Genomic DNA, 25,170 nt, shown 5'->3' on the forward strand with positions numbered 1-25,170 from the left:
CGGTCAAGAAGAATTTCCGTAAGTAAATTCGGACGACCGCAGCACCCATGGTGGCTGCTGGGCGCGGGCCGGGCGCATATGCTTTTGGCGACCGCCTATCAACGATTGGGCCGAATTGACGAAGCCAGACTAGCTCTGGCGAAGGGGTTGGAACTGAGGCCAGGCTCGACAGCCGCGAATATCGCCCTGCCCGCTCGCAATACCAGCCCGATCTACCTCGCAGCGCGCCGGGACATCAGCCAAACGCTGATCGATCTCGGCCTGCCGGCTGACGACGAAGCGCAAAAACCAGACGACCCGAATTGACAAGAATGCATGGCGAATACTTACCGCAGATTGCTGAGATTCTCAATATCTACCACAGATAAATCCCCGTAGACACAAAGCATCATCAAAGTATCAGAAAGTCTTTTCCACCTGAATATCAGCATAAAAATGCTGCCTATGGCTACAACTTGAGTCTCCTTCTAAACCACGTCTTTATATATTTTGCCCATTCTCCGACCAAAGTTCAGGCTTTTTCTGGTAGGAATAATGAGCACTCGCTTTTTGCAGCAATTTGACCGCCTGACAAAGGATCGTGCTGGCAATTTCGCGACATTGACGGCGTTGATCGCAGTCCCGCTGGCTGCAGCTGCAGGCTTGGCAGTGGATTACGCATCTGCGGTACATCAGCGAACGAATTTGCAGGAAATCGCCGATGGTGCCGCTCTGGCCGGCGGCAAGATCTTCGATGGTACCAACCTTGCCGCGGCGCAGGCAGAAGCCACACGCTTCATCACCGCCTACGCGGACACGACACCTGCCAACCTTAGCTATACTATCACGGCAAACGGACGCATCATTTCGGTCAGTTTGACCGGAGCGGTGCCGACAAATCTGATGCGCATCGTCAATATCAACAGCGTCGACATCGGCGTGAACTCCCAAGCCACGGCGCCGGCAAAGCCTGACATCGTGACCATCACCCCGACACAGGCGCAAGGATGGTACTACAAAGTCATCACGATCCGTGTCGTCAGACCCAATGCAACGGCCGAAACCGTGGTCGGCACCGTAACCTATCAGCCGACAACCCATAACAACGGTGGCCAGGGCACCATGACTGCCGTCCCGTCCGGCCCGATTACGCTGGGCCAATATACCAAGCTCGTACTGCAGATGGACGTCAAGGATGATGGCTGTCCACCTGGCCAGGCCGCGACCATCTCGAACAACAACGCCGTGAACTGCAACAGCAAGAACTCGGCCGGCACAAAATACGATCTGACCCTGCGGACAGATGATCCGAATACGTCGAATTATCTCTTCGTCGACGGTAGCCAACTTCCCAAAGGCGTCACCTTGCCGATCGAGAATTATTTCGGCTGCCAGGCCGCACAAAAACACGCCTGGGAAGATGGCGGCGGTTGGGATCGACAGGACTTTTTCTATACGATCTCGTCGCAATGTTCCTCGGCCGACGGCGATGCCGTGCGCCTCACGAACTGATGCGACGGCAAGCTGACGACCGGCCGTATCGATGACCCTAAGCCGGCGCCATGGGCGCCGAGCTTGTCGTAAAACCGCATGGCTTAACGGCGCGCGCCGAAGGGACGAAGCGTCATGTGGCGATTGACGTCCTTGTAGAGCAAATAGCGGAACGGACCTGGACCGCCGGCATAGCACGCCTGCGGGCAAAAGGCGCGCAACCACATGAAGTCGCCGGCCTCGACTTCGACCCAATCCTGGTTCAAGCGATAGACGGCCTTGCCTTCCAGTACATAGAGGCCGTGCTCCATGACATGGGTCTCCGCGAAGGGAATGACAGCACCGGGTTGGAGAGTGACGATCGTCACGTGCATGTCATGCCGCAGGTCGGACGGATCGACGAAGCGGGTCGTTGCCCAGCGCCCCTCCGTGCCCGGCATGGCGGACGGCGTAATATCCTTCTCGTTCAAGATGAGCGGTTCAGGATGAGCCAGCCCCTCGACGGCCTCATATGCCTTGCGCACCCAGTGGAAGCGGGCATGAGCGCCGGAGCGGTTGTGCAGCGACCATTTCAGGCCCGGTGGCAGGAAGGCATAGCCGCCCGGCTGGAGAACATGCTTGCCGGAGGGCAAGGTGAGTTCGATCTCGCCGTCGACAACGAATAACACGCCTTCGGCCTCGGCATCCTGCTCCGGCCGGTCGCTGCCGCCGCCCGGCGCCACTTCCATGACATACTGCGAAAAGGTCTCGGCAAAACCCGAAAGCGGCCTTGCGATCACCCAGCAGCGCGTATCGTTCCAGAAGGGCAAATAGCTGGTGACGATATCCTGCATCACTCCCTTGGGGATGACCGCATAGGCCTCCGTGAATACGGCTCGCCCCGTCAGCAGATCGCTCTGCGGCGGATGGCCGCCAAGAGAGGAATAGTATTTTCTTTCCATTGTCCAAGCCCTTCATTCTCATCGTTTCGGGAGACCGAGGCATGTGCCTCCCCGTGGTATTGCATAGTACCTGAAGTCGGAGCGTCTCGTTATGTCGCCCCCGCCACCTCCAATAATTTCACGATCCCATCATAACCGCGACTGCGGGCATGACGCAGCGGCGTCACGCCATCATTGTCGGCCAGATTGACGTTTGCGCCTGCATCTATCAACAGCCTGACGATCTCAACATGACGCGAACCGCCATCGCCGAGAATGATGGCCTCGATCAGGGCAGTCCACCCCAGCCGGTTGACGTGATCGACGTTGACACCCGCCTTGATCAACGTGTCGACGGTCTCGACGTGGCCGCGTTCGGAGGCGGGAATAAGCGCCGTGCCGCCATAGCGGTTAATGCTCTCGAGATCCGCCCCATGCGCAAGCGTCAGCTTGAGAATATCCAGATGGCCGCGAGCGCCGGCATAGAGATAGGGACTGTCTTGAATATCGTCCTTGGCATTGACGTCGGCACCCGCCTCGATCAGCGCTCGCGCAGCGTCCACCCTGTTGGCGTGCGTCGCGACCAACAGCGGCGTTGCGCCCTTTGCATTCCGAGCCTCGATGGCGGCACCGCTATCGAGCAATTGTTGGATGGCCGCGACGTCACCGGTTGCGGCAGCCTTATGCAGTCGAAGATCCATCGTGTCGCCGAAGGCAAGAAAAGAAGTGCAGACAGCCGTCAGGAAGAACAAAGCCGACAATAAAAGTTTCAACATGCCTTATCCCGGTGGTGCCTCTCCCCGAAACCTAGCAGGGAACCCGGCGTCGGAAAATCAAATATCCGAGCCCTGACCGCTGAGAAAATAAAAACAGTTTCAGGATTTTGCGCTGCAATAGCCAGCATCCGCGATTTAGGATCGACATTTAGCGCTGTTGTCGCCAGCCCATGTCCGCCACCACGACCGACGGCGGTATGGAGCCGATCTGCAGCCGCACGCAAAAACCATGGCCGGTGTCTAGAAACGAAACCCGTCCACCATGCAGTTCGGCGGCCTTCTTGACCAGATTCAACCCCAGCCCCGCGCCGGATGAACTGGCGTTGATGCGGCGAAACGGCTCGAAGACGCGACCGCGCTCCGCCAGCGGTATGCCGGGACCTTCGTCGCAGACATCTATGGTGCCGCCGGCGCCGACGCGAACGACGATCGAGCCCTTCCCTCCGGCATGGTCGATCGCATTCCGGATCAGATTGACCACAGCCATTTCTATCGTCGAGGTCTGGATCACGAAGACCGCTTCCTCGGGGCTCGGCTCGAAGTCGAAATCATAGCCGGCGTCCATCGCAATCGGCGCAAGATCGGCGGCGATGGTTTCGACCAGCACATTCAGATCCTTCTTCTCTGCACGCAATTCGACCACGCCGATCGCCTGCATCTCCAGGAGTTGATGGGCGACGCGGGACAGCCGGTCGATATCGTCCCGAAGCTGGTGACTGATTTCGGCATCGGGCAGAAGGTCCGCCCGTGTCCGTGCAATCGCGATCGGCGTCCGCAGCTCATGGGCGGCATCGGCAAGAAAGCGATTGTGCCTGTTATACCCTTCATCCAGCTTCGAGAGGGCATGGTTGAACGCGTCGACCAGAGGGATGATCTCGGTCGGCACCTTCGAGCGCTCGAGGCGGGCCGAACGGCTGTCGAAGTCGATCGCCTGCGCCTGCGTTGCCGTCTCCACCAGCCCGCTCAACGACCGGCCGACGGCACGTGGCGTGACGAGCAGCGTCGCGACGCCCGTCAACGCCAGTATGGGAACGACGCCGATCAAGGTGACGAATGCAAGCGCCGGCAATATTTTGAGCCATTCGATTTCGCCATGGGGTCCCCTGGCCATCTCGACGCGCATGTTGATCCACACATTCAAGCCATCATTGTCAAAGCCGCGTTCGGTAGCCGCCATGATCTGCAGCTGGCCGATGGACGTCTCCCGGTTTTCGACCGTGGCATGCACGCCGTTGGCAGCTTCGACCCTGATTCGCTCGATCGTCCACGGAAAGCTCTCGTTGAGAGCGGCGGCCGGCATCTCTCCATATTGGAAGAGTACTCCCTTATGGTCGCGGATCATGAACCAGAGGTCCGGATAGCGCTGCTTCAGCTCTATCACCTCCTGCGTCTCGGCCACCTGCAACTGCCCGTCATCATCCCTTGTAATCTGCTGAGCGACAACGCGAACGGCCTCTTCATTGGCATCTTCCAGCTCCGGATTGATGATCCAGAGCCAGGCAACGAGAAGGACGAAGAAAAGAACAAGAAGAAAGGCCTGCAGGACGATCAGGCGTTTTATCAGTCCCCAGCGTAGCGATCGGCTGCGTTCCGGGTTCATGCCTTCGCCCGGATCAGATAGCCGATGTTCCGCACCGCTCTTATCTCGACCGTGGCTTCGGCCAGAAGCAGCTTCTTTCGAATGCGCGAGATATGCGCATCCAGAGCGTTCGATCCGATTTCGTCCTCAAGGGCGTAAACCGCTTCGATCAGGTTCGGTCTCGTCACGATGCGATTCGGACGGCGCATCAGCGTCTCCAGCACCAGATATTCGCGTCGCGGGAACTCGACGAGCGCGCTGCCGACGACGATCTCATTGGTGCGCGGATCGACGCTCAGATTGCCGAAAGTCAGATATCTGTCGGAAACCGTCGGCCCTCGTCTCTGGAGAGCTCTCAAGCGCGCCAGCAATTCCTCGATCGCGAAAGGCTTTGCAAGATAGTCGTCGGCACCGCTGTCGAGACCGTCGACGCGGTGATCGACGCTGCCAAGCGCCGTCAGCACGAGGATCGGGACGGGATGCTTGCGCTGACGCAGCGCCGCCACGAGATCCAGTCCTTCGCCGTCAGGCAGGCGACGATCCAGCACGAGGACGTCATAGGTTCCAACGCGGGCCATGGCATCGGCATCCGCAATCGTTCGGACATGGTCGGCGAGTACATCGCGACGCCGCAACGCTTCAAGCAGCGCGCGGGCCATTTCGGGCTCATCCTCAAGCAGCAGAATTCGCAATGACTTTTCCCCAAAGGACGGCGATTGCCGTCCTTCGCCCCCACTGACAGCCAAAGATTGCGGCTACATTACACGCAGATTGCGGAAGTGGCATCAGGATGGAGCCAATGGGTCGCAACCAATAAGAAATGACCCTGCTCGAAGCCGGAAACCCCATTCGAGCAGACAATTGAAGCCTTATCGCTGCAGCATGCGCGCCAGCATCCGCCTGATATGATCCTGACCGCCAAAAAAAATCGCCGCAACGACGATCGTTTTGCGTTCCTCGATCGGCAGAAACCAGACGGCTGCCTTGTCGCGCCGCAGGAAACGGATGCCAGGATAGATATCCGGCCGCAATGTTCCGATATATGGGGTCTCGACCAACCGATCGCTTTCCCGACGGAGTTCGCGAATACGGCTGGCCGCGCGCTCTAGTGCTTCCCCAGACGAGTCTCCAAGATCGAGATAGGCCGCAAACAGATGATCGAAGGTCAGTTCGAAATCGAGTTCGGCATCCCTGGAATATTCAAGGCTCCACACGAAGAGCTCGCCGTTTGCGTTCGATCATGCTCTCGATCCGCTCTTCCATGTCCTGAGCCGGAATCTTCGGTCCGTCGACGCGGCGCTGAATGAGCCTGCGCAGCCCTTCCGTCTCGGCCGCTTCCGCTTCCGTTTTCTGTCGCAGCAGTTCCAGGCCCTGCTGGAGAACCGAACTCAGGCTGGAATAGCGGCCCGTCTCGACAAGCGAGCGAGCAAATGCATCCTGCTGATCGGTCAACGATATCGACGATTTGACGCTCACGGGATAATCTCCTTCAGGCGCCTAAGGTGCTACTCAGTCGCACACATGTCAAGACTTCGCGGCGAGACGATTGAAGGCGATGAGGGATTATTGCCGCCGCTTTGCCACATCGTTGACCCCATCCAAATCCGGCGCCTGTCCATAGCTCATGTTCTTCATCTGCTGGATGACGCGCGCCATTTCCTCGTCGTCAAGAATGGGCGGCTCGCCAAGTGTCAGCGCCTGCACATAAAGGCGGGAGAGGGTTTCGACCTCGATGGCAAGCGCAAGCGCGGCGGCCGGCGTCTTCCCGAGCGAGATCTGTCCGTGCTGACCGAGCAGGCAGGCTAGCCTATCCTGCAGCGCTTCGATCGCAGCATCCGAAAGCGCCTGGGTGCCGAAGGTGGCGTAGCGGGCGCAGCGGATCGTCGTGCCGCCCGCTACACCGGTCATATAGTGAAAGCTCGGAATGGTCTTATGGTGTACGGCGAGCGTGGTGGCATAGACCGAGTGGCAATGGAGCACGCAATCAATATCCTCGCGGGACGCGAGAATATCGCGATGGAACCGCCACTCGGACGATGGCCGGCGCTCGCCCTCGTAGCTGCCATCGAAATACATCTGCACCAGGTCTTTTGGCTGCATCATGTCATAGGGCAGAGAGGTTGGCGTGACCAGAAATCCCTTGGGATTCCGCACCGACACGTTGCCGGCCGTTCCCTGGTTGATGCCGGATGCGTTCATCCGGCGGCAGATCGCCACCATGTCTTCGCGCAGGGCATTGTCGTCATAAGTCGTCACGATCTCACTCCATTGTCTTGATCAGGGTTTGCCAGCGGTGCCGGTAGGATGAAAGTTCGGGAAGGCTGGAGATATCGGGTGCTTCGGCCGCCAGCGCTGCAGGTGAGGCACGCTTTTCATGGGATGCCAGCATGGCGGCGCCAGTCGCCGTTCCGGTCGTGCTGCGGCTGACGAGCACGCGTCGATTATGCAGGAAGGCCGCGACGATGGCGCCATAAAGGGGATCGACGACGAAATTGCCGTCCAGCACGACCGTCTCCGTGGGCGGAAGGTCCTGAATGCAGGCGGCTGTCAGCAGCGCCGAATAGAGCACTGCGAGCGTGAACCGGACGCCTTCCTCCTCCGCAAGCGGGCCTTCGAGACGGCCGCGGTGGGCTGTGCCGGGAAAAAGCCCGTCGTCCAAGCCGAATGTCGGAAGTGCAAAGGTACCTGACGCCACGATCCTCCGAAGGGCCTGCAACGAGGCGGGACCCGAAGCCTTTGCGGCGACGGTCGAAAATTCCCGACCGCCCATGGTCAGCATACCCGGTGTCGGGTTTCCGAAGACATCGGCATTGCAGGAATGGCCGGGTCGCTCGACGCTGAAATCGACATCGCCGCGATCGCTCAATGCAACGATCCAGGTACCTGTGGAGACAACGGTAAAATCAGACAGATCGGCCGCCTGATAACGGTATAGATTGGCCGAGGAATCATGCACGCCGCATAGGATACGCGTCGTCGCTTTCAGGCCGCATCGCTCAGCAAGCTCAGGCTTCAACGGGCCGAGCGTTTCCCATGCCCGCCGCATCGGCGGCATGAGACGCTGCCATCCGCGGCTTGCAACGAGCGATGCCGGCCGGCCATCGGCCGATGCCCACAGATGAGATTGCGCCGCCAGGCTCGTCACCTCGCTTGCCAGCACGCCGGACAGGCGAAACGCCCAATATTGCGGCGTGGCGAGATAGGCGCTGGCCGCGGCAAAGGTCTCCGGCCAATACATTTCCTGCCACAACATCTGCCGCGCGAGATGCGCCGCGCCCAGCATGATGGCGCTTGCCCTCTCGCGATAGGAGCCGGCAATTGCCCTGTACCGCGCCTCGACATCCGCGGGGATCGGCTGCTCATAGTCGATCATCGGCATTGCAGCACCTTGTCGGTCGACCAGCACGCCGCCGGACCCATGCGCGCAGGTAATGATCGCGCCTATATCGTGCCTGCGTCCCAGCTCCGTCAGGCTATCGATGAGCCAGTCTTCCAGACTGTCGAGATCGTGATGGCGGTAGGGCGGACCATCCTTCACGATATTCGGCGTCGACAGCGTTTCTAATACGCGGCCGTCATCCGTTGCCGCCGACAGCTTCACATTCGTCTTGCCGATGTCGAAAACCGCAACGATGCTCATTTTGGACCGAAGAAACGTGTCGGCAGCAGCCACATCAGGTAGGGCCGAGCCGTCTGAACCGCAGCGACGAAGATGAGAATGCCGCCCCATATCGCAACAGTCAGGTAATTGCTGAGGCCGAACTGGTTGAAGCCCGAGGAGATGACCTGCAGGATCGCCAGCGCCAGCATCAACCCGCCGGCCGTGCCGAAGCCGCCGAAGGGATCGATGCCGCCAAGCACAGCCGCAAGGATCGTTACCAGCAGATAGGATTGCGCATAATCCGCGCTTGCCGAATTGAAGGTTGCCAGCATGACCAGGGCGGCGAAGAAGCAGATCAGGCTCGACATGGCATAGACGCCAACCAGAACCCGGCGCGTATCGATCGCCGAATAGCGCGCCGCCTCAATATTGGAACCTATCATGGCGCAGGCGATGCCGAAGGCGGTACGTCGCAATATGAGGCTGACGATGACAGCAACCACGATCAGCAGCAGGAAGATCAGCGGCACTCCTACTATCGTCGTCGTCCCGATGCGGCTGAAGCCGTCCGGTATGCCTGACAGTGCCATGCCGCGGGTCAGATAGATGCTGATGCCGTCGATCAGCGATTTCGTGCCGAGGGTGATGAGGATGGGGTGAACGCCGGTATAGGCAATGAGCGTGCCAGTGATAAGGCCGATGAGCAGGCAAAGCACAAGGCCGGCCAGAAGCGCCAGTATGATCACGGCGAGCGCCGCTCCCGTGCCGCTATCGGGCGTGATCAGGCTCTGCATGATGAAGGCCATCAGCAGCGCGCATTGGTTGGTCGTCGCGATGATCGCCAGATTGAGGCCGCCCGTGATCAACGGCGCCATCATCGCCAGGGACAGAAGGCCCAGCAGCGGCAGCTGGTACATGAAGGATTGCAGCGTGCCGAGTGAGGCAAAATTCGGAATGAACAGGGAGAAGCCGGCAACCAGAAAGACCAGAAGGACGACAAGCCCGGTGTGGGCACCAGGAATGCCTGTCCGCATACGCGTCATCAGGTCTGCCAGGCTGTTGTTGATGTTATAGAGAAGCGGAGGTTCAGCCATTGGACGACGCTCCCGCGATGAGGCGATGGCGGCGGCCCGGCCGCGAGCTGATGACGGTGATCGAGGTCGAGACCAGAATAGTGATGCCGATGACGATCTGGAAGAAATAGGAGGAGACGCCGAGCAGATTGAGCCCATTCTGCAGCACGGCCAGAAGCACGATGCCGAGCAGCACGCCGGGCACGGTGCCGATGCCGCCGGTTAGGCTGGCACCGCCAAGGACAGCGGCGGACAGTACCGCAAGTTCCGTATTGTACATGGCGTTGGGCACGCTTTCGCCGACCCGATGGGCCTGCAGCAGGCCGGCAACCGCCGCCATCAGCCCGAGATAGCCATAGGCGACGAATTGCAGCCGGCCGATATTCATGCCGATCCGTCGCGCCGCCTCCGCATTGCCGCCCATCGCATAGAGCTGCCGCCCGACGGACGAGCGCGTCATCCATGCCCAGGTGAACAGGGTCACCACCACCATCGCGACGATCGGCAACGTCACGCGAACGATGTCGCCCGATGCCGTTTCCATGCGCCAGAAGACGATGCGGTTCGTCCACCAATCCGGCAATGTATAGATCGACTTGCCACCGGAAAAATACATCAGCAGCGAGAAACTGACGCTCATCATGGCGATCGTGGCGATGATCGAGGTGATGCGCACATAATGAACCAGAAGTGCATTCAGGCAACCCAGGCCGACGCCGATCGCCAGCCCAAAACCAATGACGACGGGCGCGGAGAAGCCGAACTGTGTTGCCAGCAGCGCCGCACAATATTGCGCTACGGAGGCGGTCGCCGCGAAGGATATGTCGATGCCGCCCGAAACCAGCACGACGAAGAGGCCCATCGCCATGATCGCCTGCACGGAATAGGTTTCGAGCAGATCGATAATATTGGCGAGCGTCAGGAAATCGCGCGCCGTCAGGGAAAAGACGATCACGACCGCGGCAATGACGGCCAGAAGCCACGCTTCGGGACGCCGCTTCAATTGCGCGACAAAGGATGGTCCGGCCGTTTGACTGTGCTCACGCATAGATGCGCTCCTTCATGTTAGCCTCGCTGACGTCACCCGGCACCGCTTCGCCGACGATGCGGCCGGCGCGCATGTGCAGGATGCGATCGCAGGTCGCAAAGAGCTCGGAGACCTCGTCGGAAATGAGGATGATGGCGACGCCCTGGCGGGCCAGTTCGGCCACCACATCATAGATGCCCTGCTTGTTCTTGATGTCGACGCCGACTGTCGGGGAATCGAGGATCAGCACCTTCGGCCGCGTCGCAAGCCACTTCGCCAGCACGACACGCTGCTGATTGCCGCCCGAAAGGGTCTGCACGGCACGATCGGCCGAGGGAACCTTGATGGCGAGCCGCTTGATCCAATCCTCGGCGAGTTGCCTGCGGGATTTATCGGGAATGAGCCCCAGCCGGTTTGCCATGCCCCGCATGATCGCGAGCATGATGTTGTCGCCGATCGACTGCTGCAGGATGACGCCGAGGCTCAGACGATCCTCGGAGACATAGGCGATACCCGCGCGTACGGCATCACGATTGGAGCGAAGCACAAGCTCCCTGCCCTCAAGACGAATGCTGCCGCTTTCGGCCCGATGCATGCCGAATAGCGTCAGTGCAACCTCGGTGCGGCCCGATCCCAGCAATCCGGAGATGCCGAGCACCTCACCGCGGCGCAGAGTGAAATCGATATCGGCAAACTCACCGCGGCGCGACAGACCATGGACTTCCAGAATAGGCGCCGCCTCACCCATGTTGCGGGCAACGATCGCGTGATCGATATCGAGCCCCGTCATCAGATGAGCGATCTTCTTTTCATTCATTTGATCGGCGGGCCAAGTGCCGACCTTGCGGCCGTCGCGCATGACAGTGACCCGCTCGGCGATCTCGACGACTTCGTCGAGCCGGTGGGAAACGAAGACGACGGCGATACCGTCCGCCTTGAGCCGTCCGACGATCCCCAAGAGGCGGTCGACCTCGGCCCGCGTCAGCGACGCTGTCGGTTCGTCCATGAAAATCAGTCGTGCCTCGGCTGCCAGGCCGCGTGCGATCGCGACGATCTGGCGCTCGGCCACCGAAAGATCGGAAACCACGAGATCGAGGTTGAGCGCAAAGCCGAGCCTGGCAAGGACAGCGCTTGCCTTCTCCCGCATTCGCTTCCAGTTGACCGGTTTTACCAGCCGGTCGAGATGACTTTCGATGGCGATATTTTCAACAACGGACAGGTTGGGAAACAGAGACAGGTCCTGGAAAATCACCTGAATTCCCAGAGCCTTGGCGCGTGCTGGATCAAGCGGAAGAACAGCCTCGCCCTCGATTTCGATCATACCCGCCGAAGGCGGATGCACGCCGGCCACGGTCTTGATGAGGGTCGACTTGCCGCAGCCGTTTTCGCCGACCAGGCAATGAATCTCGCCAGACCGCACGTCCCAGTCGATCTCTTCCAATGCCCGCACGCCGCCGAACCGTTTGGACAGTCCGGTCAAACGCAGAAACGGAATTTCGTCGCTCATCGAGCCACTCCGATTGCCATGAATCGGCCGGCGGCGGCTTGGAGCCTGCCGCCGGCCCTCGGGAGGAACTGTCAGAACTTTTCCGCTTCTCTTCTCATCGCGGAAAAGCTCTATCCTCTTGGTTCCTTACGCATTCCGGACGGAAAACCGCTGCGCACTTTTCCTGGAAATGCTTTAGAGACCAAGCGCTACGAGCCGGTCGATATTTTCCTTATCGAGCGACTCGAGCTTCTGGGCCTGGATGAGTTTCTTGTCTGGATAGACACGCACCTTGCCGACGCCGGTCAGCTCCATATTGTCGGTAGGCTCCTTGCCAGCAGCCAGCAGGGAGGCGAGCTGAACGAAGATTTCGCCCGCCGTCATCGGATTCCAGATGAAGCCACCGCGGATGGTGCCGGACTTGACGTATTTGACGCCCTGCCCCGGAGAGAAGCCGCCGACGAGCGCGATCGACTTCGCCTTTTCGCGATCGTCGAGAACGCGCGCCGCACCGATCGGACCTTGCGAACCGAATGTCAGGATGCCCTTGAGATCCGGATGAGCGCGAAGCTGGTCCTGCGTGGTCTTTATGCTGTCATCCAGGCTCTCGGCCACGCCGAAGCGATCGCCGAGCATTTCCATCTTCGGGTACTTCTGCTTCTGATAGGCGATCGCGGCATCGGCCCAGGCATTATGCAGGGGAACCGTCAGCGATCCGACATAGACGATATATTTGCCTTCTTCGCCCATCTGCTTGGCAAGCAGGTCCATATGGGCCTGGCCATAGCCTTCGATGGTCGTCAGCTCGAAGTCCCAATCGGCTTCCTTCTGGTTCGGCCCTTCATGGGCCAGCACCTTGATGCCTGCGGCCCGCGCACGGCCGAGAACGGGATCGAGGGCAGCGGAGTCATTCGGCACGATGCCGATGACAGCGACCTTGCGGGCGATCAGATCTTCGATCGCACGCACCTGCTGGGCGGCATCGGCCTGCGTCGGCCCGACCATCCAGGCATTGGCCTTGTATTCCGGTGCCGCCTTCTTGATGCCGACTTCCATGGCATTGAACCATGGAATGCCGCCGATCTTGACCACGACGCCGACTTGCGGCTCGGCCGCCTGTGCGACGCCGATCGTGCCGCCCAGAGTGCCGGCGACGACAGCTCCACCTATTCCGGCGAGTAGGGTTCGTCTTGTAACTTCCATTTTTCTCCTCCCAGTTTCGTGTTACCCGCCTCCTCAAGCGGGCTCCGCGGCGTCGAACCGCGGATCTCGACGGCGCAGCGCAGGCGCCGCGTAACCGGCTTTCCTCCGAAGCCGGTCATACGTCGCAACAGAAGCGCCCAGGCCTGCTCGGCCATTTCCTCGATGGGCTGACGCACCGCCGTAATGCCGGGTGCGACCAGCCTCATCCATTCCATATCGTCGAAGCTTGCAAAGGCGAGATCGCCGGGCACGGAAAGCCCGATCTCCGCCATGGTGCGGTACGTCAGAAGCGTCGTGCCGTGGTCGAGCGAAAACAGCGCGCCAGGCAAGGGACGCTGACGCAGACGCTCCTCAAGGCGCTGCGCGCCATTGGCATCATCTATGCCGATTTCCAGCATTTCGACATGCATACGGCCGGCCGCAGCGCGCACGCCCTCCCAGCGTTCGCGAACATTGGTGATCGAAAGGCTACTGCCCAGAACCAGGCAATCACCATAACCCTGCCTGTCGAGATGGGCCGCGATCGCGCCGGCAGCCGGGCCATTGTCGACCGCGATCAAATCGAAGCCGGCCGCATCGGGTATACGGTCGGCCAATACGACCGGCGCAAAGAAGCCGTTCGGCAAGCGTTCCGCAAAGGCGCCATCACAGGGGATGACAATCAGGCCAGCCGGACGCCATGAGCGGATCTTGCGCAGCCGGTCGGCTTCTTCCTCGGCATTGTTGCGCGCAGAGACGACCACCAGATCGTAATCGTCGAGACGCGCCAGATGCTCCAGCGTGGAAACGAAGGAGGCAAACATCGGATTGGTGAGATCCGGCACCACGACACCGGCAAGCTGTGCCTTGCGCGAGCGCAGCCGCGATGCGCCGAGATCGACGACATAGCCAAGCTCACGCACCGCGTCGTTCACGCGCCTGGCGAAATCCGGAGAGACCGTGGGTTTGCCATTGAGGACGTTCGAAACGGTCGCTACCGAGACACCTGCCCTGTCGGCCACCATCTTGATGGAAGGGGTTCGCGATTTCGACATTCTGCCCTCCCTTCAATAATCTCAGATTGATACTACGAAAATTCTGGTGAAACGTTTTATTGTAAGCTATACCAGCATAGCTTTGGTGTCAACGTGAGCGTTTCTAAGTATAAAACGATTCATGTCTTTCGCATTGCAGCAAATGTTTTTTGCATCCACGAAATCGGGAGGACGAGCATGAACAAACTGGGAGTTCACGCGCTGGTATGGGAGGCAGGCTGGAGCCGCGACGAATGCGCCCGCGCAATCGCAAACAGCGCCGAGGTGGGTTATGATTTCATCGAGGCACCAGCGCTCGACCCAAGCCTGATCGATCCGGAATTCACCCGCCGGCAGCTGGAGAAGAACGGCATCGGTATTAACTTCTCGCTTGGTCTCGATTTTGAAACCGATATCTCAAGCGGCGACAAGGAGAAGGGTCGGCGCGGCAAGGAAAGGCTGGAACAGGCGATCGCCGTCTGCCGCGATTGCGGCGGCGAATATATCGGCGGCATTCTGCATTCCGCTTTCGGCAAATATAGCGAGCCGACGACAGCTGCCGGCGTCACGCAATCGGTCGACATCCTGCGCCAGGTGGCCGAGACGGCGGCGAAAAGCAACATCACGCTGGTTCTGGAGGTGGTAAACCGCTACGAATCCAACGTGCTGAACACGGCCGCCCAGGCGGTGGAGATGTGCAAGCGCATCGGCATGCCGAACGTGAAGGTGCATCTCGATGTCTATCACATGAATATCGAAGAATCGGATATTCAGGCCGCCATTCTCGAAACCGGCGATTATCTCGGCTATTTCCATACCGGCGATTCCCATCGCGGCTATATGGGCTCGGGCACGATCGATCTTACCGGCGTTTTCAGGGCTCTCGTCCGTTCCGGCTACCAGGGACCGATCACCTTCGAATCCTTCTCCTCCCGCGTTGTAGGCCAGCCGCTCGAAGGCATTCTCGGCATCTGGCGCAACCTCTGGGATGATGGCCGCGACCTTGCCGAACATGCGCTGATGTATACGAAGGCGCAGCTCAAGGCCGCGCAGGAGGCCCAGCGTCAAAGCCAGCAGCGCAGCCGTCTTCCGTGATACGGCACTCCATCGTGCCGAAGCATCGGCTCCCGCCTATCGAGGGAGCCGATTTCGCTCAGGCAGAAATCGCCTTGCTTTGAAGCGGCGTCTGATGAACGACGATGCGCGCGTGGTATGGAATGCGTTCGTAGAGGTCGATGACGTCGTGATTGATCAGGCGAACGCAACCGGACGATGCTGCCTTGCCGATCGAGCGCCATTCCGGCGAGCCATGCAGGCGGTAGAGCGTGTCCTTGCCGTTCTGGAAGATATAGAGGGCGCGGGCACCCAAAGGATTTTTGATGCCCGGATCCATTCCGCCATTGGCAACCGAATATTTCGCGAGTTCCGGCTTGCGGGCAATCATGTCGCCCGGCGGCTTCCAGCGCGGCCAATGCTGCCGCCAGTGGATGATCCCCTCACCCTGCCATGCGAAGCCGTCGCGGCCAATGCCGACACCATAGCGCATGGCCGTACCGCCGCGCTCCACGACATAGAGAAACCTCGATGCCGTATCCACAACGACTGTACCGGGCGCCTCGCCGGTCGGATCAGGAACGCGCTGACGATAAAACTTCGGGTCCAGCTTTCGGTAGGGAACCGCCGGAATGACATGACCGCCATCGACCACGGAGGCATAGCGTGCTTCGAGTTCGGGATCGGGTGTGACGACGCTCTGAGGTTCTGACGCCACGGGAACGACGGGTGGCATACGAACCGGAGCTGCAATGGGAGTTGGAACCGGGGCGGTGGTGGCACAGCCCGCAAGCGCTGCCGTCGCAGAGATAGACCCCAGCATGAAAGCCCGCCGGGAAAGAGTCTTTTCATTCTTGGTTGAGCGCATTCCTGTCCTAACAAACCCCGCATATTGATATCGCCTCTTCGACGGATGAGGCCGAAAGAGGCGACATGTCTCATCATTAAGTGGTGATGACCTCATAGCCACTCGGGACCTGTGATGACAAGTTCGCCAATACCATGACCCTGCAAACTCAATCGACGAGTGTGGGCCAGAAGCCACAGCGATCTTGTGTTTCCGCGAGTGTATTGGGCGCTTGCCGCCTTACCGATGCGCAAACGTGCTGATTGCACGGAGGCACTTGCTCGCCGCGACATTGCGATATGTGTCGGCTAGCTACTGAAGGAATGGCCGGACAGGACATTGTATCCCATGTCCTGCCAATCCTCATGCCGGACTGCAAGTGGTTTCTAAAGGTTCCGCGAGGACTCGGCTCCAGATTGATTTTGCTGGCGGGATTTGCGCTCGTCATGCAAGGTCAGATCTCGCCTTGCCCGCGCGCTCGCAGCTTCGATCGGCCCTGCCCTCCCTTGCTCGGCAATGACAGCCCGCGCCCGCTCGATATCGACCATATAGTCACGGGCCAACGGCAGAGCGGAAACGTTCTTCGTCAGTTGCAGTTGCCAGTTCATGTGACCCATACGCCGGAAGGCAAGTTCGGACCCGACAAGATAGAATTCGAACATCCGACAGAACCGCTCGTCATAGAGTTTTGCCAGGGTGCTTCTGTTCTTCATGAAGCGGTCGCGCCACTGCTCGAGTGTTTTGGCATAATGGAGGCGCAGGATTTCGATGTCGGTCGTCCAGAGACCGGATTTTTCGACCACGGACAGGACCTCGGAGACCGCCGGCGAATAGCCGCCAGGGAAGATATATTTCGCGATCCACGGATTCGTGCTGCCGGGACCATCAGCCCGACCGATTGCATGGATCAGCGCGACACCGTCCTCCTTGAGCACGGAGCGGATCTTGTCGAAGAAAGTCTTGTAATGGTTGATGCCCACATGCTCGAACATGCCGACCGAGACGACGCGGTCGACCGGACGCGTCCAGGAGCGATAATCCAGCAGTTCGAACGTGACCATATGCTCCAGCCCGGCATCCTTCGCGCGGGCTCGTGCGGCCAGCAATTGCTCTTCCGAAAGCGTAAGACCCGTCACCCGAGCACCGAACTCCCTGGCGAGATAGAGCGCCATGCCGCCCCATCCGCAGCCAATGTCCAGAACCTCGAGGCCCGGGCGGTCGAGCATGAGTTTCGATGCGATATGCCGCTTCTTCTTGAGCTGAGCCTCCTCCAGAGTCTCGTCGCCGACCGGGAAATAGGCGCAGGAATATTGCCGGTCTTCATCCAGCATCAAGGAATAGAGCCGCGCATCGAGATCGTAATGATGCGCGACATTGCGCTTCGAGCGACCGGCGAAATTCAATTGATCGAGATTTCGGCGCAGCCATCGGACCTTTTCCATCAGCTTCTCGAAGGGATGGCTCCCGCCTTCCATCATGTTGAGGGCGAGCAAGTCCACCATCTCGTAAAGATCGCCGGAAGCCGGTTCGACTTCGCCGTCCATATAGGCCTCGCCCAGCGCCAGAGCCGGATTGAGGAGCAGACGGCGTTTTGCACGGGCGGTGTTGATTTTCATCGCTGCATGCGGTTCCGATCCCGTACCGAAACTGCGCGTGGAACCGTCCGGAAAAGTGACCGTGAGCGTTCCGATTTTGATCAAGCGGGAAAGAGCTGCTTCTAGGAACATGACAACTACCTGTTTATCGTTTCCTCGACGGTGATCTCCTGGCCTGAGGGGTGGCGAAGAATCCCGTACCGGTATCGAAAGCGTACTACTTAATCTGGTAAAATATCCAGATCATTTGCGACATCAAGGTTGAGTAAGCTCAAACGCGCCTACAAGGATGCTCGCGCCCTCCGCAGGATCACTGCTCCGGCTATATATAGCCAGCCGGCTGCCGGAATGTGAGACCTCTCCCGGCGGCAAAGGGTGCGCGACAGCCGAATGCAAGCCGTATAGCATCGCCTCTGCCGAGCTGCGTTACGCGGAGGGAATGCACTCCGACGCGGGACACACCTACCAGCAGGTGAAGCCGGCGTCCACGTTGACGATCGCGCCCGTCATCAGGCTGGCAGCGCCCGATGCAAGGAAGAGAACCGCGCTGGCGACTTCCTCTGGCGTTCCCATCCGCCCCATCGGCGTATCGGCAAGCCAGACCGGAATGCGTTCATGATTGGCCTCGACCGCCATCACCATGGGCGTTTCAATATAGGTAGGAGCCACGGCATTCACCCGGACGCCATGCTCCGCCCATTCCGCCGCCATCGACCGTGTGAGATGATGGACCGCCGCTTTGGAGACGTTGTATGGCGTCTGTGGTTGCGGCCTATTGCAGATGATTCCGGACATCGAACCGAGATTGACGATGGCGCCGCGTTTCTGAGCAATCATGTGGCGGCCGAAGGCGCGCGAGCACCAGAAAACGCCATTGACATTGACATCCATCATTCGCAGCCAATCGGCGTCGCTGACATCCTGCGAGGGTATGCCGCTCTGACCGATCCCAGCATTGTTCACCAGGATCGTCGCGGCACTGCCGCCATCGACGAGTTCCGTGGCGATCGCCTCCATTCGCGCGGAGTCCGTGACATCGCCGATCCGTACATCGATGTCGTAACCCTTCTCCCGTAAAGCGAGAGCTCCCCGTGCGTCGGCCTCGTCACGCTCGATGACGACGACTGCAGCGCCAGCTTCAGCCAGTGCCTCTACGCAGCAAAGGCCGATGGCGCGGCCACCGCCCGTAACCACAGCCCGCTCGCCATCGAGCCGGAATTTCTCCTGATAACCCATGGCTTTGCTCCTCAAATATCGAAGGCGCTCGGCAGAACCACGACGTCGCGGATCGTCACGTTGCGCGGACGTGTCAGCATGAACATGATGGCATCTGCGACTTCCTTGGGCTCGATCAAGGCGCCGGCCTCCTTGGCCTTGCGCAGGTTTTCTTCGGGCCAGTCGGCGAGCAAGGCACTGATGACCGGGCCTGGAGAGACAGAACCGACTCGAACACCGCTCTTCAGAAGCTGGCGCCGCATGGCCTGGACGAAGCTGGTCATTGCCCATTTCGAGGGCGAATAGACGGGCTCCCAAGGAATGGCCGAATGGCCTGCGACCGAACTCGTGACGATGATATCGCCCGTACCGCGCCCGATCATATGCGGCGCGACGGTACGGACATTCTTGATGACGACATTGACGTTGAGGTTAAGCATCCTGTCTATGGCGTCGAGATTGGCTTCCACCAGGTCACCGCCAATATAGGTGCCGGCATTCGCATGAAAGATGTCGAGATGATCGACTTTGGCAAGGATGCCCTCCAGCAGCCCGGCGCACTGCTCCGCGTCGAGCAGATCGACGACCAGCGGAATGGCAAGTTCGCCCAGGCGCTCGCACACCGATGCCAATGCTCTCTCATCGCGATCGATCAAGACGACCTTCGCTCCCGCCGCAATCATGACCTCGCTCGAGGCCAGCCCGATCCCCGATGCCGCACCGGTCACCGCGGCGATTTTCCCCTTCAATTCGTCCATGGTCTCCTCCTCCTTGGATTAAAACAGCTATCATTTACCGGCACTGCAGACCGGGTATTCATTGGCAAAGATCGAGACAGTCTGCGACATCCACAGTGCGATCAGGTCAATCGCGCCTATGGAGCGGCCGTCGTCGAACAGCCTGTACCTCCAAACCCCGCCCCTTCGACGGAACGGATCCGCATCAGGAACGTCTTTCCGTGGTTGCGATGAACGCGTCGAGTTGCTCTCGGGTGCCGGCCCCCTCCATCGGACCGACGACTGTGACATTGCGGGCACCCGCCGCAGCCGCATAGGTCAGGGCGTCTGCCGCCGGCATGCCGAGCCGTCGGCAAGTGAGATAGGCGCCACCGAAGCAATCGCCAGCACCCGTCGGATCGATTTCCGCGACGATGAAGGCCGGCGCATCGATGCGCTCGCCTTCCCTGCTGTAATAAGTCGCGCCATCAGCCCCGCGCTTCAGCACGATTTCCTTGACGCCGATTTCAAACAGGCGGCGGATCGCATTGGTTTCGCCCTCGACGCCGGCCGCGCGCTCGAGCTCCTCCCCGGAGGGCAGCAGCAGATCGGCCATAGCCACGAGCCGGGCAAACCGCCGTTCGGTCGCCTCGTCGAGCTTGAGTTCCTTGCGAATGTTCGGATCGACGGAAAGCGTGCCGCCGCGGGTCTTGACGATATCGACAGCCTTGTCGATCACCTCACACGCGCTCGGAACGGATAGCGCCGAACCCATCACATGCAGGTGTCCGGCACGGTCGATGAGATTGCTGACGTCTTCGCTCCAGCCAAAGCGAGCAGCCGCTGACGTCGCGATATTATAGATGAAGTCGCGGGAACGGTCCTCGCGGTAGCGAACGAAGGCGCTGCCTGTCGGATAATCCGGGTCGATGGATATTGCCGAGATATCGACGCCATCGCCCTTGAGCCTTTCGAGATTCACGCGGCCGAAATCGTCGGTGCCGACAGCGCCGATCATTGCCGCGCTGCCTCCAAGCCGACCGCACTGGGAAATGAAGATCGCCGGCGCGCCGCTCGCAAACGGTCCGACGAGCGGTTGTGCCTCCATGAAACCATTGCCGACCGTCGTGGCGACGATTTCCACGAGGATTTCCCCGACGCAGACCGTTGGGCCAAGCTGGTCGGGTGCCAGTACTGAACTCATTGCAATCCTGCTTTCGATACCTATTGTTCTCAATCCGCGGCGGCGTGTCGTTGCGCTCCATCCTCATCGCAAGACTGATTGTTTTCCAGTAAGAGAAACACTGGCGAAACATATATGCCGCGTTGAGCGTCGGACCAGAAGCATTCTTCTCTTTCGTGGCGATTTCAGCATTCGCAATGAATTCAAGCATGATTCCAGCGGCTTGCGAGCGCGACCCTTCGACGCGGCAATTATGGATCGCCGGAACAGACGCCGTAAAATTCGGCGGCTTGCGCTGTTTGCGGATGCTTCCGCCCGGCGAGAAATTCGGTTCGCTTCGGATAGAACGCTGCATTTTCATGTTGACCCCCGCTGCATTCGCATCTTCGATCGGCAAACAGGCAGGAGATCGAAAGAGGAAGTTCCGATGAGTTTCGAAGGCAAGAGAGTGATCGTCACCGGCGCAGGCAAGGGCATCGGTCGAGTGACGGCGGAAATGCTGATAAAGCGCGGCGCTCATGTCGTGGCGCTGACCAGAAGCGCAGCGGACGTCGCTTCCTTGCGCAATGAACTGGGTTGCGAAGCCATTCAGGTCGATCTTGCCGGCGCCGACAGAACACGTGAGGCAGCAATCGCTGCGCTTCCGGCAGATTATCTTGTCAACTGCGCAGGCACGACCGAGCTGCAGCCGTTCCTTGAGACCACGGTCGAAGCCTTCGACCATCTGCATGCGGTCAACACCCGCGCGCCGATGATCGTGGCCCAGGAATTCGCTCGCTCATTGATCGGCAGAGGCCTTCCCGGCGCAATCGTCAATGTCTCCTCCATTGCCGCCTTTATCGGCATACCGGATCATGCGTCCTATTGCGCATCGAAGGGCGGTCTGGACGGCCTGACGCGCGTGATGGCCAGGGAACTGGCGCCCAAGGGTATTCGCGTCAACGGCGTGCACCCGACGGTGACGCTGACACCGATGGCGGTCAAGGCATGGAGCGATCCCGAAAAGGCAGCACCCATGCGCGATCGCATTCCGGCCGGCCGCTTTGTCGAACCGGCAGAGGTTGCGGAGGTAATCCTTTTCTTGCTTTCCGACGCAGCGGCCATGGTGAACGGCATCTCCATGCCGATCGATGGCGGCTATATGATCGCCTGAGATCATATCCACGGCATCCTGATAGAGATCAAACACCGGATGGAAGTCGCCGAAGAGGCTGAGATATTCGACCGGGAGCTGATGCTATGGAACGCCTGGAAGGCTTGGCATCAGGCTGCCGCCTCATAGATCAGATCTGGCGCGACGATCCATTCTCCCTGCCTGAGCGTCAGGACGTCGAGCCTGCCTTCGCGATCCCGAACGGCAATGCCGACGAACCGGTAGCGGCTGCCGTTTCTATCCACGACGGCAGCCGAAATAGGTTTGCCGTTGACATAGCCGACAACAGGGCCTTCCTCCCTTGTTGCGGAAAGCAGGAAATATTCGTGAGGAATGTTCCGACTGACCATCAGCTCCGATCCCCACGCTGAAGGGTCAGGCCCACACTCGCCCCAGCACCTTTCTGCGCGCGCGTGCGCTCACGCGTCGCTTGCTCAAGAGAGGATTTCGAGCGCGGACGCCTGTTCTTCTTGATCTCGACCACGAATGGCTTTCGCTGCGGCCGCATTATCCGTCCTTTCGATTTTTGATTCATTTTAATTGAAGACACATTCGACCTGGCCGAGCGGCCCGAAGTCGACGGCCAAATGCTGGCCGGCGCAGACCTGGAGGACCGCAGTGCAGGAGCCGGTCGCCACGATATCGCTCGGCTCGAACCGCCTGCCATTTGCCGCAAGCGCCGCGGCAAGCCACGCAACCGCGTTCAGCGGATTGCCCATGACCGCCGACGAGCTGCCGGACACCATGGTCTGCCGAAACAGAAACGCCGTGACCTCGATTCTCGAAAGAGCGCCGATGTCCATATTTGCGGCATGGTCGCCGCAGAGCGTCGCGACATGCAGGCCAAAATCCGCAATCGCAGCGTTTGCGCCGGCAAACGCTCGCCGCGTCCGGCGGCCGACGACCCCGATTGCAGGGCGGCAGCTCATGACCGCCTCGGTCACGCTATCGAGGGAGATTTGCTCGCCTTCGTCCGGAAATGACCTCAGCATCGTGAAAACGAACTCGCTTTGTATTCCAATGGTTCCCGGCGGCAGACGAAAGCTTTGCGCCCTCTTTTGCAAGGCGGAAGACGGAATTTCTGAGTAGATCGGCCCCTTGAGGCCGAGCGTCCGGCAGGACAGAGCGCTCGTTCCCACAATCGCATAGCCCTTGCGCTCAAAGCCGAGTGCATCCTGCGCCGCGGCTTGGATGTCGTAAGCCTCATCTTCAGAGACGATCAGATCGAGCGGAAGATCGCAAAGTTCTTCGTGACGGCGACACTTCGCCAGAAGATCGGCTGTGGTATCCTTCAATTCGAAATACATCTTCGCGCTCCAATCTCGACAACTGGCTTTCACGCAAAAATGGCTCGACACGCATAGCCGTTCCATTCGGCGCAATGCGCGAAAAAATTAAAATCTCATAGTGATCGCTTTTTCTCGTTGAATGATATGTGGCATCCCGTCGTTCCGTGCCTTACCGCTGCCGCTTTGGCTGAGACCGCCAGGCGGCGAAGCGACGCTCGAAGTGGAAGCCGTATCGGTCAGGAGACTGCGGCAAGGACGCGGACGTCATGGCATCGAACAGCATAATGGGTGCGCGGTCCGAGAGCATCGAGCCACAGCCGCTATGGCTTCAAAGCCGACATAGCCATATTGGATGCCATCGGCCGCAGCGTTTCAGATCGTCCTGCTGGCTATGACGCCAGGGTCCGCTCAGGATTTCTTGCGCGCGGCCTGAAGGCAATCCATCCACACCGCGACCGGGCAAGCACAGGCGGATTCTGCCGGATCGTACAACGGGGACCAACCAGTACCGGCAGAGCACCGAATGCACGATCGAGGCCGACGCTATGGAGAATCGGCCCGCCTGTCTGCGTCCATTTTTGAACGCACCTATATTGTTTCGCTCCTCTGTTCACGGCATCCGGGAAAGGAGGTAACGGAGTTTTGGCGCGAATAGGAGAAGCGGATAAGGTAGCGGGATCCAGCGAAATTGACCGCCCTCGTTCCGGGCGGCGCCCCTCCCCAGGATTTTGATGACCTCAATCATGTTTGAGGTCGCCGCGCAGTGTATCTTTCGGCATGATCGGCTGGAAAATCGCTGCCAATCCTTCACGAACCGATCAATGCTCTTCATTCCATTTCCATTTGTCGTCGCCATTTTGCTCGTCGTTCTCTTTGCAGCCGTAAAGGCTCGAGACGATGAAGCACCACCCAATTTGCCTTTCCAGGCACTGATCCTTCTCAGTGCGTTTCAATCCACGCTTTCCGGTCTGCGATGGGGCTATGCCGTTCAGCCCGCCATGTATATCATGCCGGTGGCGGCCGCGATGGTGGCGCCACTTGCCTATCTCGGCGTCTCGAGACTGGTGCGCAAAAGCTCGCTCTCCCCACTTGAGCAGATCAGCCTGCATGCGCTGCCGGCAGGGCTCATTATCGTGCTGATCGCGGTGTGGCGCGACGCGATCGATATCGCCATCGTACTGATCGACATCGGCTATGCCGCGGCGATCCTGCTTCTCATGCGCTCGGGCACGGACGCGCTTCGCCTCGCGCCATTCGAAAATGCCGGTCCGACCTATCGGGCCGTCCTCTTTGCTGCCGACGCTCTTCTTTTGTCGGCGATGGTCGATATCTTCATCTGGCTGGACTTCGCCTGGGCCGGTGGTGAATATGCGTTGAAGGTCATCAGCCTCGGAAATCTCGTGGGACTGGCCATCCTGGCCACAGCCGCCGCTGCAGCCAGCCGCAGCCACGCGCCCATCGACAAGGGAGGGGCTGTCCTGCCGCCTGAAATCCTGCAGGACACCCAGACGCTTGATGCCGTACAGACGCTGATGAAGGAAAGACACGCCTATCGCGATGTCGATCTCAATCTCGACCGGCTGGCGCGCAAGCTTGCGATTCCCGCCCGGCAGATTTCCACAGCCATCAACCGCGCGACCGGCAAAAACGTCTCGCAATATGTCAACGAGTACCGGATCGCGGAAGCTTGCACGCTGCTGGCCGAAACCGGGAAGCCGGTGACGGAAATCATGTTCGATGTCGGCTTTCAGACCAAGTCGAACTTCAATCGCGAGTTCCGGCGCGTCACTGATACCACACCGCTCGAATGGCGCGACAAGTCGCGCAAATCCTCCCAGTCCACAGCCGCGCCAACAGCTGACTGAATCGCGATCGGGCACGATCCAGAACGTGTTTAACCTCTCTCCAATCCGGCCGGCATGGCTTTAACCAATTTTTAATCATCAAGTTGAAGCAACCGCCATTCCCGGA

25 protein-coding genes are annotated in these 25,170 nt (G+C 59.7%); 5 read left to right on the forward strand and 20 right to left on the reverse strand.

The window, feature by feature from the left end:
- The first annotated feature begins 78 nt into the window (after positions 1 to 78).
- Both AC13RC_RS19515 and AC13RC_RS19520 read left to right on the forward strand, forming a co-directional pair.
- Entirely contained in the window at positions 79 to 306 is a 228-nt protein-coding gene (locus AC13RC_RS19515; RefSeq protein WP_488558159.1) for a hypothetical protein, read from the forward strand.
- A gap of 228 nt (positions 307 to 534) precedes the next feature.
- A complete protein-coding gene (locus AC13RC_RS19520) occupies positions 535 to 1,491 on the forward strand; it encodes a pilus assembly protein TadG-related protein (protein ID WP_488558160.1) in 957 nt (318 codons plus the stop codon).
- A gap of 83 nt (positions 1,492 to 1,574) precedes the next feature.
- On the opposite strand, the gene AC13RC_RS19525 is transcribed toward AC13RC_RS19520, so the two are convergent.
- The 13 genes from AC13RC_RS19525 to AC13RC_RS19585 all read right to left on the reverse strand — a co-directional run bounded on the left by AC13RC_RS19525 (position 1,575) and on the right by AC13RC_RS19585 (position 14,169).
- Positions 1,575 to 2,411: a bifunctional allantoicase/(S)-ureidoglycine aminohydrolase gene (locus AC13RC_RS19525; RefSeq protein WP_113329381.1), complete on the reverse strand. Its 837-nt coding sequence runs from the start codon at positions 2,409 to 2,411 to the stop codon at positions 1,575 to 1,577.
- Between the two features lie 89 nt (positions 2,412 to 2,500).
- Positions 2,501 to 3,166 (reverse strand): ankyrin repeat domain-containing protein, encoded by a 666-nt coding sequence (locus AC13RC_RS19530; RefSeq protein WP_488558161.1) that lies wholly within the window; start codon positions 3,164 to 3,166, stop codon positions 2,501 to 2,503.
- A gap of 148 nt (positions 3,167 to 3,314) precedes the next feature.
- Entirely contained in the window at positions 3,315 to 4,766 is a 1,452-nt protein-coding gene (locus AC13RC_RS19535) for a sensor histidine kinase (RefSeq protein ID WP_488558162.1), read from the reverse strand.
- On the reverse strand, positions 4,763 to 5,437 hold the full coding sequence (locus tag AC13RC_RS19540) for a response regulator transcription factor (protein WP_113329383.1): 675 nt from the start codon (positions 5,435 to 5,437) through the stop codon (positions 4,763 to 4,765). The genes AC13RC_RS19535 and AC13RC_RS19540 overlap by 4 nt, the downstream gene beginning before the upstream one ends.
- A 177-nt stretch (positions 5,438 to 5,614) precedes the next feature.
- On the reverse strand, positions 5,615 to 5,959 hold the full coding sequence (locus tag AC13RC_RS19545; RefSeq protein WP_488558163.1) for a type II toxin-antitoxin system RelE/ParE family toxin: 345 nt from the start codon (positions 5,957 to 5,959) through the stop codon (positions 5,615 to 5,617).
- A complete protein-coding gene (locus AC13RC_RS19550) occupies positions 5,946 to 6,221 on the reverse strand; it encodes a ribbon-helix-helix domain-containing protein (RefSeq protein WP_095437326.1) in 276 nt (91 codons plus the stop codon). Before AC13RC_RS19550 ends, AC13RC_RS19545 begins: the two co-directional genes overlap by 14 nt.
- Before the next feature lie 87 nt (positions 6,222 to 6,308).
- A complete protein-coding gene (locus AC13RC_RS19555) occupies positions 6,309 to 6,965 on the reverse strand; it encodes a class II aldolase/adducin family protein (protein WP_069610444.1) in 657 nt (218 codons plus the stop codon).
- 40 nt (positions 6,966 to 7,005) lie between these two features.
- Positions 7,006 to 8,385 carry an FGGY-family carbohydrate kinase gene (locus AC13RC_RS19560; RefSeq protein ID WP_488558164.1) on the reverse strand — a complete coding sequence of 460 codons (1,380 nt, stop codon included), beginning with the start codon at positions 8,383 to 8,385 and terminating at the stop codon, positions 7,006 to 7,008.
- Positions 8,382 to 9,440 carry an ABC transporter permease gene (locus AC13RC_RS19565; RefSeq protein WP_488558165.1) on the reverse strand — a complete coding sequence of 353 codons (1,059 nt, stop codon included), beginning with the start codon at positions 9,438 to 9,440 and terminating at the stop codon, positions 8,382 to 8,384. The genes AC13RC_RS19560 and AC13RC_RS19565 overlap by 4 nt, the downstream gene beginning before the upstream one ends.
- A complete protein-coding gene (locus tag AC13RC_RS19570; protein ID WP_488558166.1) occupies positions 9,433 to 10,467 on the reverse strand; it encodes an ABC transporter permease in 1,035 nt (344 codons plus the stop codon). The genes AC13RC_RS19565 and AC13RC_RS19570 overlap by 8 nt, the downstream gene beginning before the upstream one ends.
- The gene (locus tag AC13RC_RS19575) at positions 10,460 to 11,953 is read right to left on the reverse strand and encodes a sugar ABC transporter ATP-binding protein (RefSeq protein WP_488558167.1); all 1,494 of its coding nucleotides are present in this window, start codon (positions 11,951 to 11,953) and stop codon (positions 10,460 to 10,462) included. Before AC13RC_RS19575 ends, AC13RC_RS19570 begins: the two co-directional genes overlap by 8 nt.
- A 174-nt stretch (positions 11,954 to 12,127) precedes the next feature.
- Positions 12,128 to 13,135, reverse strand: a complete 1,008-nt coding sequence (locus AC13RC_RS19580) for a substrate-binding domain-containing protein (protein WP_113329390.1) — start codon at positions 13,133 to 13,135, stop codon at positions 12,128 to 12,130.
- Complete coding sequence (locus AC13RC_RS19585) at positions 13,099 to 14,169, reverse strand: LacI family DNA-binding transcriptional regulator (RefSeq protein WP_113329391.1); 1,071 nt, start codon at positions 14,167 to 14,169, stop codon at positions 13,099 to 13,101. The genes AC13RC_RS19580 and AC13RC_RS19585 overlap by 37 nt, the downstream gene beginning before the upstream one ends.
- 177 nt (positions 14,170 to 14,346) lie before the next feature.
- Between AC13RC_RS19585 and AC13RC_RS19590 the strand changes: the two genes are divergently transcribed.
- Positions 14,347 to 15,243 carry a sugar phosphate isomerase/epimerase family protein gene (locus tag AC13RC_RS19590; RefSeq protein ID WP_488558168.1) on the forward strand — a complete coding sequence of 299 codons (897 nt, stop codon included), beginning with the start codon at positions 14,347 to 14,349 and terminating at the stop codon, positions 15,241 to 15,243.
- A 58-nt stretch (positions 15,244 to 15,301) separates the two neighbouring features.
- Here the strand turns inward: AC13RC_RS19590 and AC13RC_RS19595 are convergent, their stop codons facing one another.
- The 5 genes from AC13RC_RS19595 to AC13RC_RS19615 all read right to left on the reverse strand — a co-directional run bounded on the left by AC13RC_RS19595 (position 15,302) and on the right by AC13RC_RS19615 (position 20,778).
- Entirely contained in the window at positions 15,302 to 16,024 is a 723-nt protein-coding gene (locus AC13RC_RS19595; protein WP_488558169.1) for a L,D-transpeptidase, read from the reverse strand.
- 410 nt (positions 16,025 to 16,434) lie between these two features.
- Entirely contained in the window at positions 16,435 to 17,775 is a 1,341-nt protein-coding gene (locus AC13RC_RS19600; RefSeq protein WP_488558170.1) for a class I SAM-dependent methyltransferase, read from the reverse strand.
- A 330-nt stretch (positions 17,776 to 18,105) separates the two neighbouring features.
- Positions 18,106 to 18,879: an SDR family NAD(P)-dependent oxidoreductase gene (locus tag AC13RC_RS19605; protein WP_113350811.1), complete on the reverse strand. Its 774-nt coding sequence runs from the start codon at positions 18,877 to 18,879 to the stop codon at positions 18,106 to 18,108.
- A gap of 11 nt (positions 18,880 to 18,890) precedes the next feature.
- Positions 18,891 to 19,616, reverse strand: coding sequence for an SDR family oxidoreductase (locus tag AC13RC_RS19610; RefSeq protein WP_488558171.1), 726 nt, complete (start codon positions 19,614 to 19,616; stop codon positions 18,891 to 18,893).
- A 184-nt stretch (positions 19,617 to 19,800) separates the two neighbouring features.
- Positions 19,801 to 20,778 carry a tagatose kinase gene (locus AC13RC_RS19615; protein WP_488558172.1) on the reverse strand — a complete coding sequence of 326 codons (978 nt, stop codon included), beginning with the start codon at positions 20,776 to 20,778 and terminating at the stop codon, positions 19,801 to 19,803.
- A 406-nt stretch (positions 20,779 to 21,184) separates the two neighbouring features.
- On the opposite strand from AC13RC_RS19615, the gene AC13RC_RS19620 reads away from it, so the two are divergent.
- A complete protein-coding gene (locus AC13RC_RS19620; RefSeq protein ID WP_488558173.1) occupies positions 21,185 to 21,910 on the forward strand; it encodes an SDR family oxidoreductase in 726 nt (241 codons plus the stop codon).
- 110 nt (positions 21,911 to 22,020) lie between these two features.
- On the opposite strand, the gene AC13RC_RS19625 is transcribed toward AC13RC_RS19620, so the two are convergent.
- Both AC13RC_RS19625 and AC13RC_RS19630 read right to left on the reverse strand, forming a co-directional pair.
- On the reverse strand, positions 22,021 to 22,260 hold the full coding sequence (locus AC13RC_RS19625; protein WP_113329398.1) for a hypothetical protein: 240 nt from the start codon (positions 22,258 to 22,260) through the stop codon (positions 22,021 to 22,023).
- 186 nt (positions 22,261 to 22,446) lie between these two features.
- The gene (locus AC13RC_RS19630) at positions 22,447 to 23,217 is read right to left on the reverse strand and encodes a 2-keto-4-pentenoate hydratase (protein ID WP_488558174.1); all 771 of its coding nucleotides are present in this window, start codon (positions 23,215 to 23,217) and stop codon (positions 22,447 to 22,449) included.
- Positions 23,218 to 24,020: 803 nt separating this feature from the next.
- Between AC13RC_RS19630 and AC13RC_RS19635 the strand changes: the two genes are divergently transcribed.
- Positions 24,021 to 25,064: a helix-turn-helix domain-containing protein gene (locus AC13RC_RS19635; RefSeq protein ID WP_488558175.1), complete on the forward strand. Its 1,044-nt coding sequence runs from the start codon at positions 24,021 to 24,023 to the stop codon at positions 25,062 to 25,064.
- Positions 25,065 to 25,170 lie beyond the last annotated feature (106 nt).

The sequence above is a fragment of the Martinezella sp. CNPSo 3890 genome (genome assembly GCF_057784455.1).

Bases quoted from the DNA above. Each gene is read 5' to 3' on its own strand.
- AC13RC_RS19525 (WP_113329381.1), bottom strand. From the start codon at position 2,411: ATGGAAAGAAAATACTATTCCTCTCTTGGCGGCCATCCGCCGCAGAGC.
- AC13RC_RS19605 (WP_113350811.1), bottom strand. From the start codon at position 18,879: ATGGGTTATCAGGAGAAATTCCGGCTCGATGGCGAGCGGGCTGTGGTT.
- AC13RC_RS19560 (WP_488558164.1), bottom strand. From the start codon at position 8,385: ATGAGCATCGTTGCGGTTTTCGACATCGGCAAGACGAATGTGAAGCTG.
- AC13RC_RS19590 (WP_488558168.1), top strand. From the start codon at position 14,347: ATGAACAAACTGGGAGTTCACGCGCTGGTATGGGAGGCAGGCTGGAGC.
- AC13RC_RS19615 (WP_488558172.1), bottom strand. From the start codon at position 20,778: ATGAGTTCAGTACTGGCACCCGACCAGCTTGGCCCAACGGTCTGCGTC.
- AC13RC_RS19600 (WP_488558170.1), bottom strand. From the start codon at position 17,775: ATGTTCCTAGAAGCAGCTCTTTCCCGCTTGATCAAAATCGGAACGCTC.
- AC13RC_RS19635 (WP_488558175.1), top strand. From the start codon at position 24,021: ATGCTCTTCATTCCATTTCCATTTGTCGTCGCCATTTTGCTCGTCGTT.
- AC13RC_RS19620 (WP_488558173.1), top strand. From the start codon at position 21,185: ATGAGTTTCGAAGGCAAGAGAGTGATCGTCACCGGCGCAGGCAAGGGC.
- AC13RC_RS19630 (WP_488558174.1), bottom strand. From the start codon at position 23,217: ATGTATTTCGAATTGAAGGATACCACAGCCGATCTTCTGGCGAAGTGT.
- AC13RC_RS19625 (WP_113329398.1), bottom strand. From the start codon at position 22,260: ATGGTCAGTCGGAACATTCCTCACGAATATTTCCTGCTTTCCGCAACA.
- AC13RC_RS19585 (WP_113329391.1), bottom strand. From the start codon at position 14,169: ATGTCGAAATCGCGAACCCCTTCCATCAAGATGGTGGCCGACAGGGCA.
- AC13RC_RS19570 (WP_488558166.1), bottom strand. From the start codon at position 10,467: ATGCGTGAGCACAGTCAAACGGCCGGACCATCCTTTGTCGCGCAATTG.
- AC13RC_RS19535 (WP_488558162.1), bottom strand. From the start codon at position 4,766: ATGAACCCGGAACGCAGCCGATCGCTACGCTGGGGACTGATAAAACGC.
- AC13RC_RS19515 (WP_488558159.1), top strand. From the start codon at position 79: ATGCTTTTGGCGACCGCCTATCAACGATTGGGCCGAATTGACGAAGCC.
- AC13RC_RS19595 (WP_488558169.1), bottom strand. From the start codon at position 16,024: ATGCTGGGGTCTATCTCTGCGACGGCAGCGCTTGCGGGCTGTGCCACC.
- AC13RC_RS19575 (WP_488558167.1), bottom strand. From the start codon at position 11,953: ATGAGCGACGAAATTCCGTTTCTGCGTTTGACCGGACTGTCCAAACGG.
- AC13RC_RS19555 (WP_069610444.1), bottom strand. From the start codon at position 6,965: ATGGTGGCGATCTGCCGCCGGATGAACGCATCCGGCATCAACCAGGGA.
- AC13RC_RS19580 (WP_113329390.1), bottom strand. From the start codon at position 13,135: ATGGAAGTTACAAGACGAACCCTACTCGCCGGAATAGGTGGAGCTGTC.
- AC13RC_RS19520 (WP_488558160.1), top strand. From the start codon at position 535: ATGAGCACTCGCTTTTTGCAGCAATTTGACCGCCTGACAAAGGATCGT.
- AC13RC_RS19565 (WP_488558165.1), bottom strand. From the start codon at position 9,440: ATGGCTGAACCTCCGCTTCTCTATAACATCAACAACAGCCTGGCAGAC.
- AC13RC_RS19530 (WP_488558161.1), bottom strand. From the start codon at position 3,166: ATGTTGAAACTTTTATTGTCGGCTTTGTTCTTCCTGACGGCTGTCTGC.
- AC13RC_RS19610 (WP_488558171.1), bottom strand. From the start codon at position 19,616: ATGGACGAATTGAAGGGGAAAATCGCCGCGGTGACCGGTGCGGCATCG.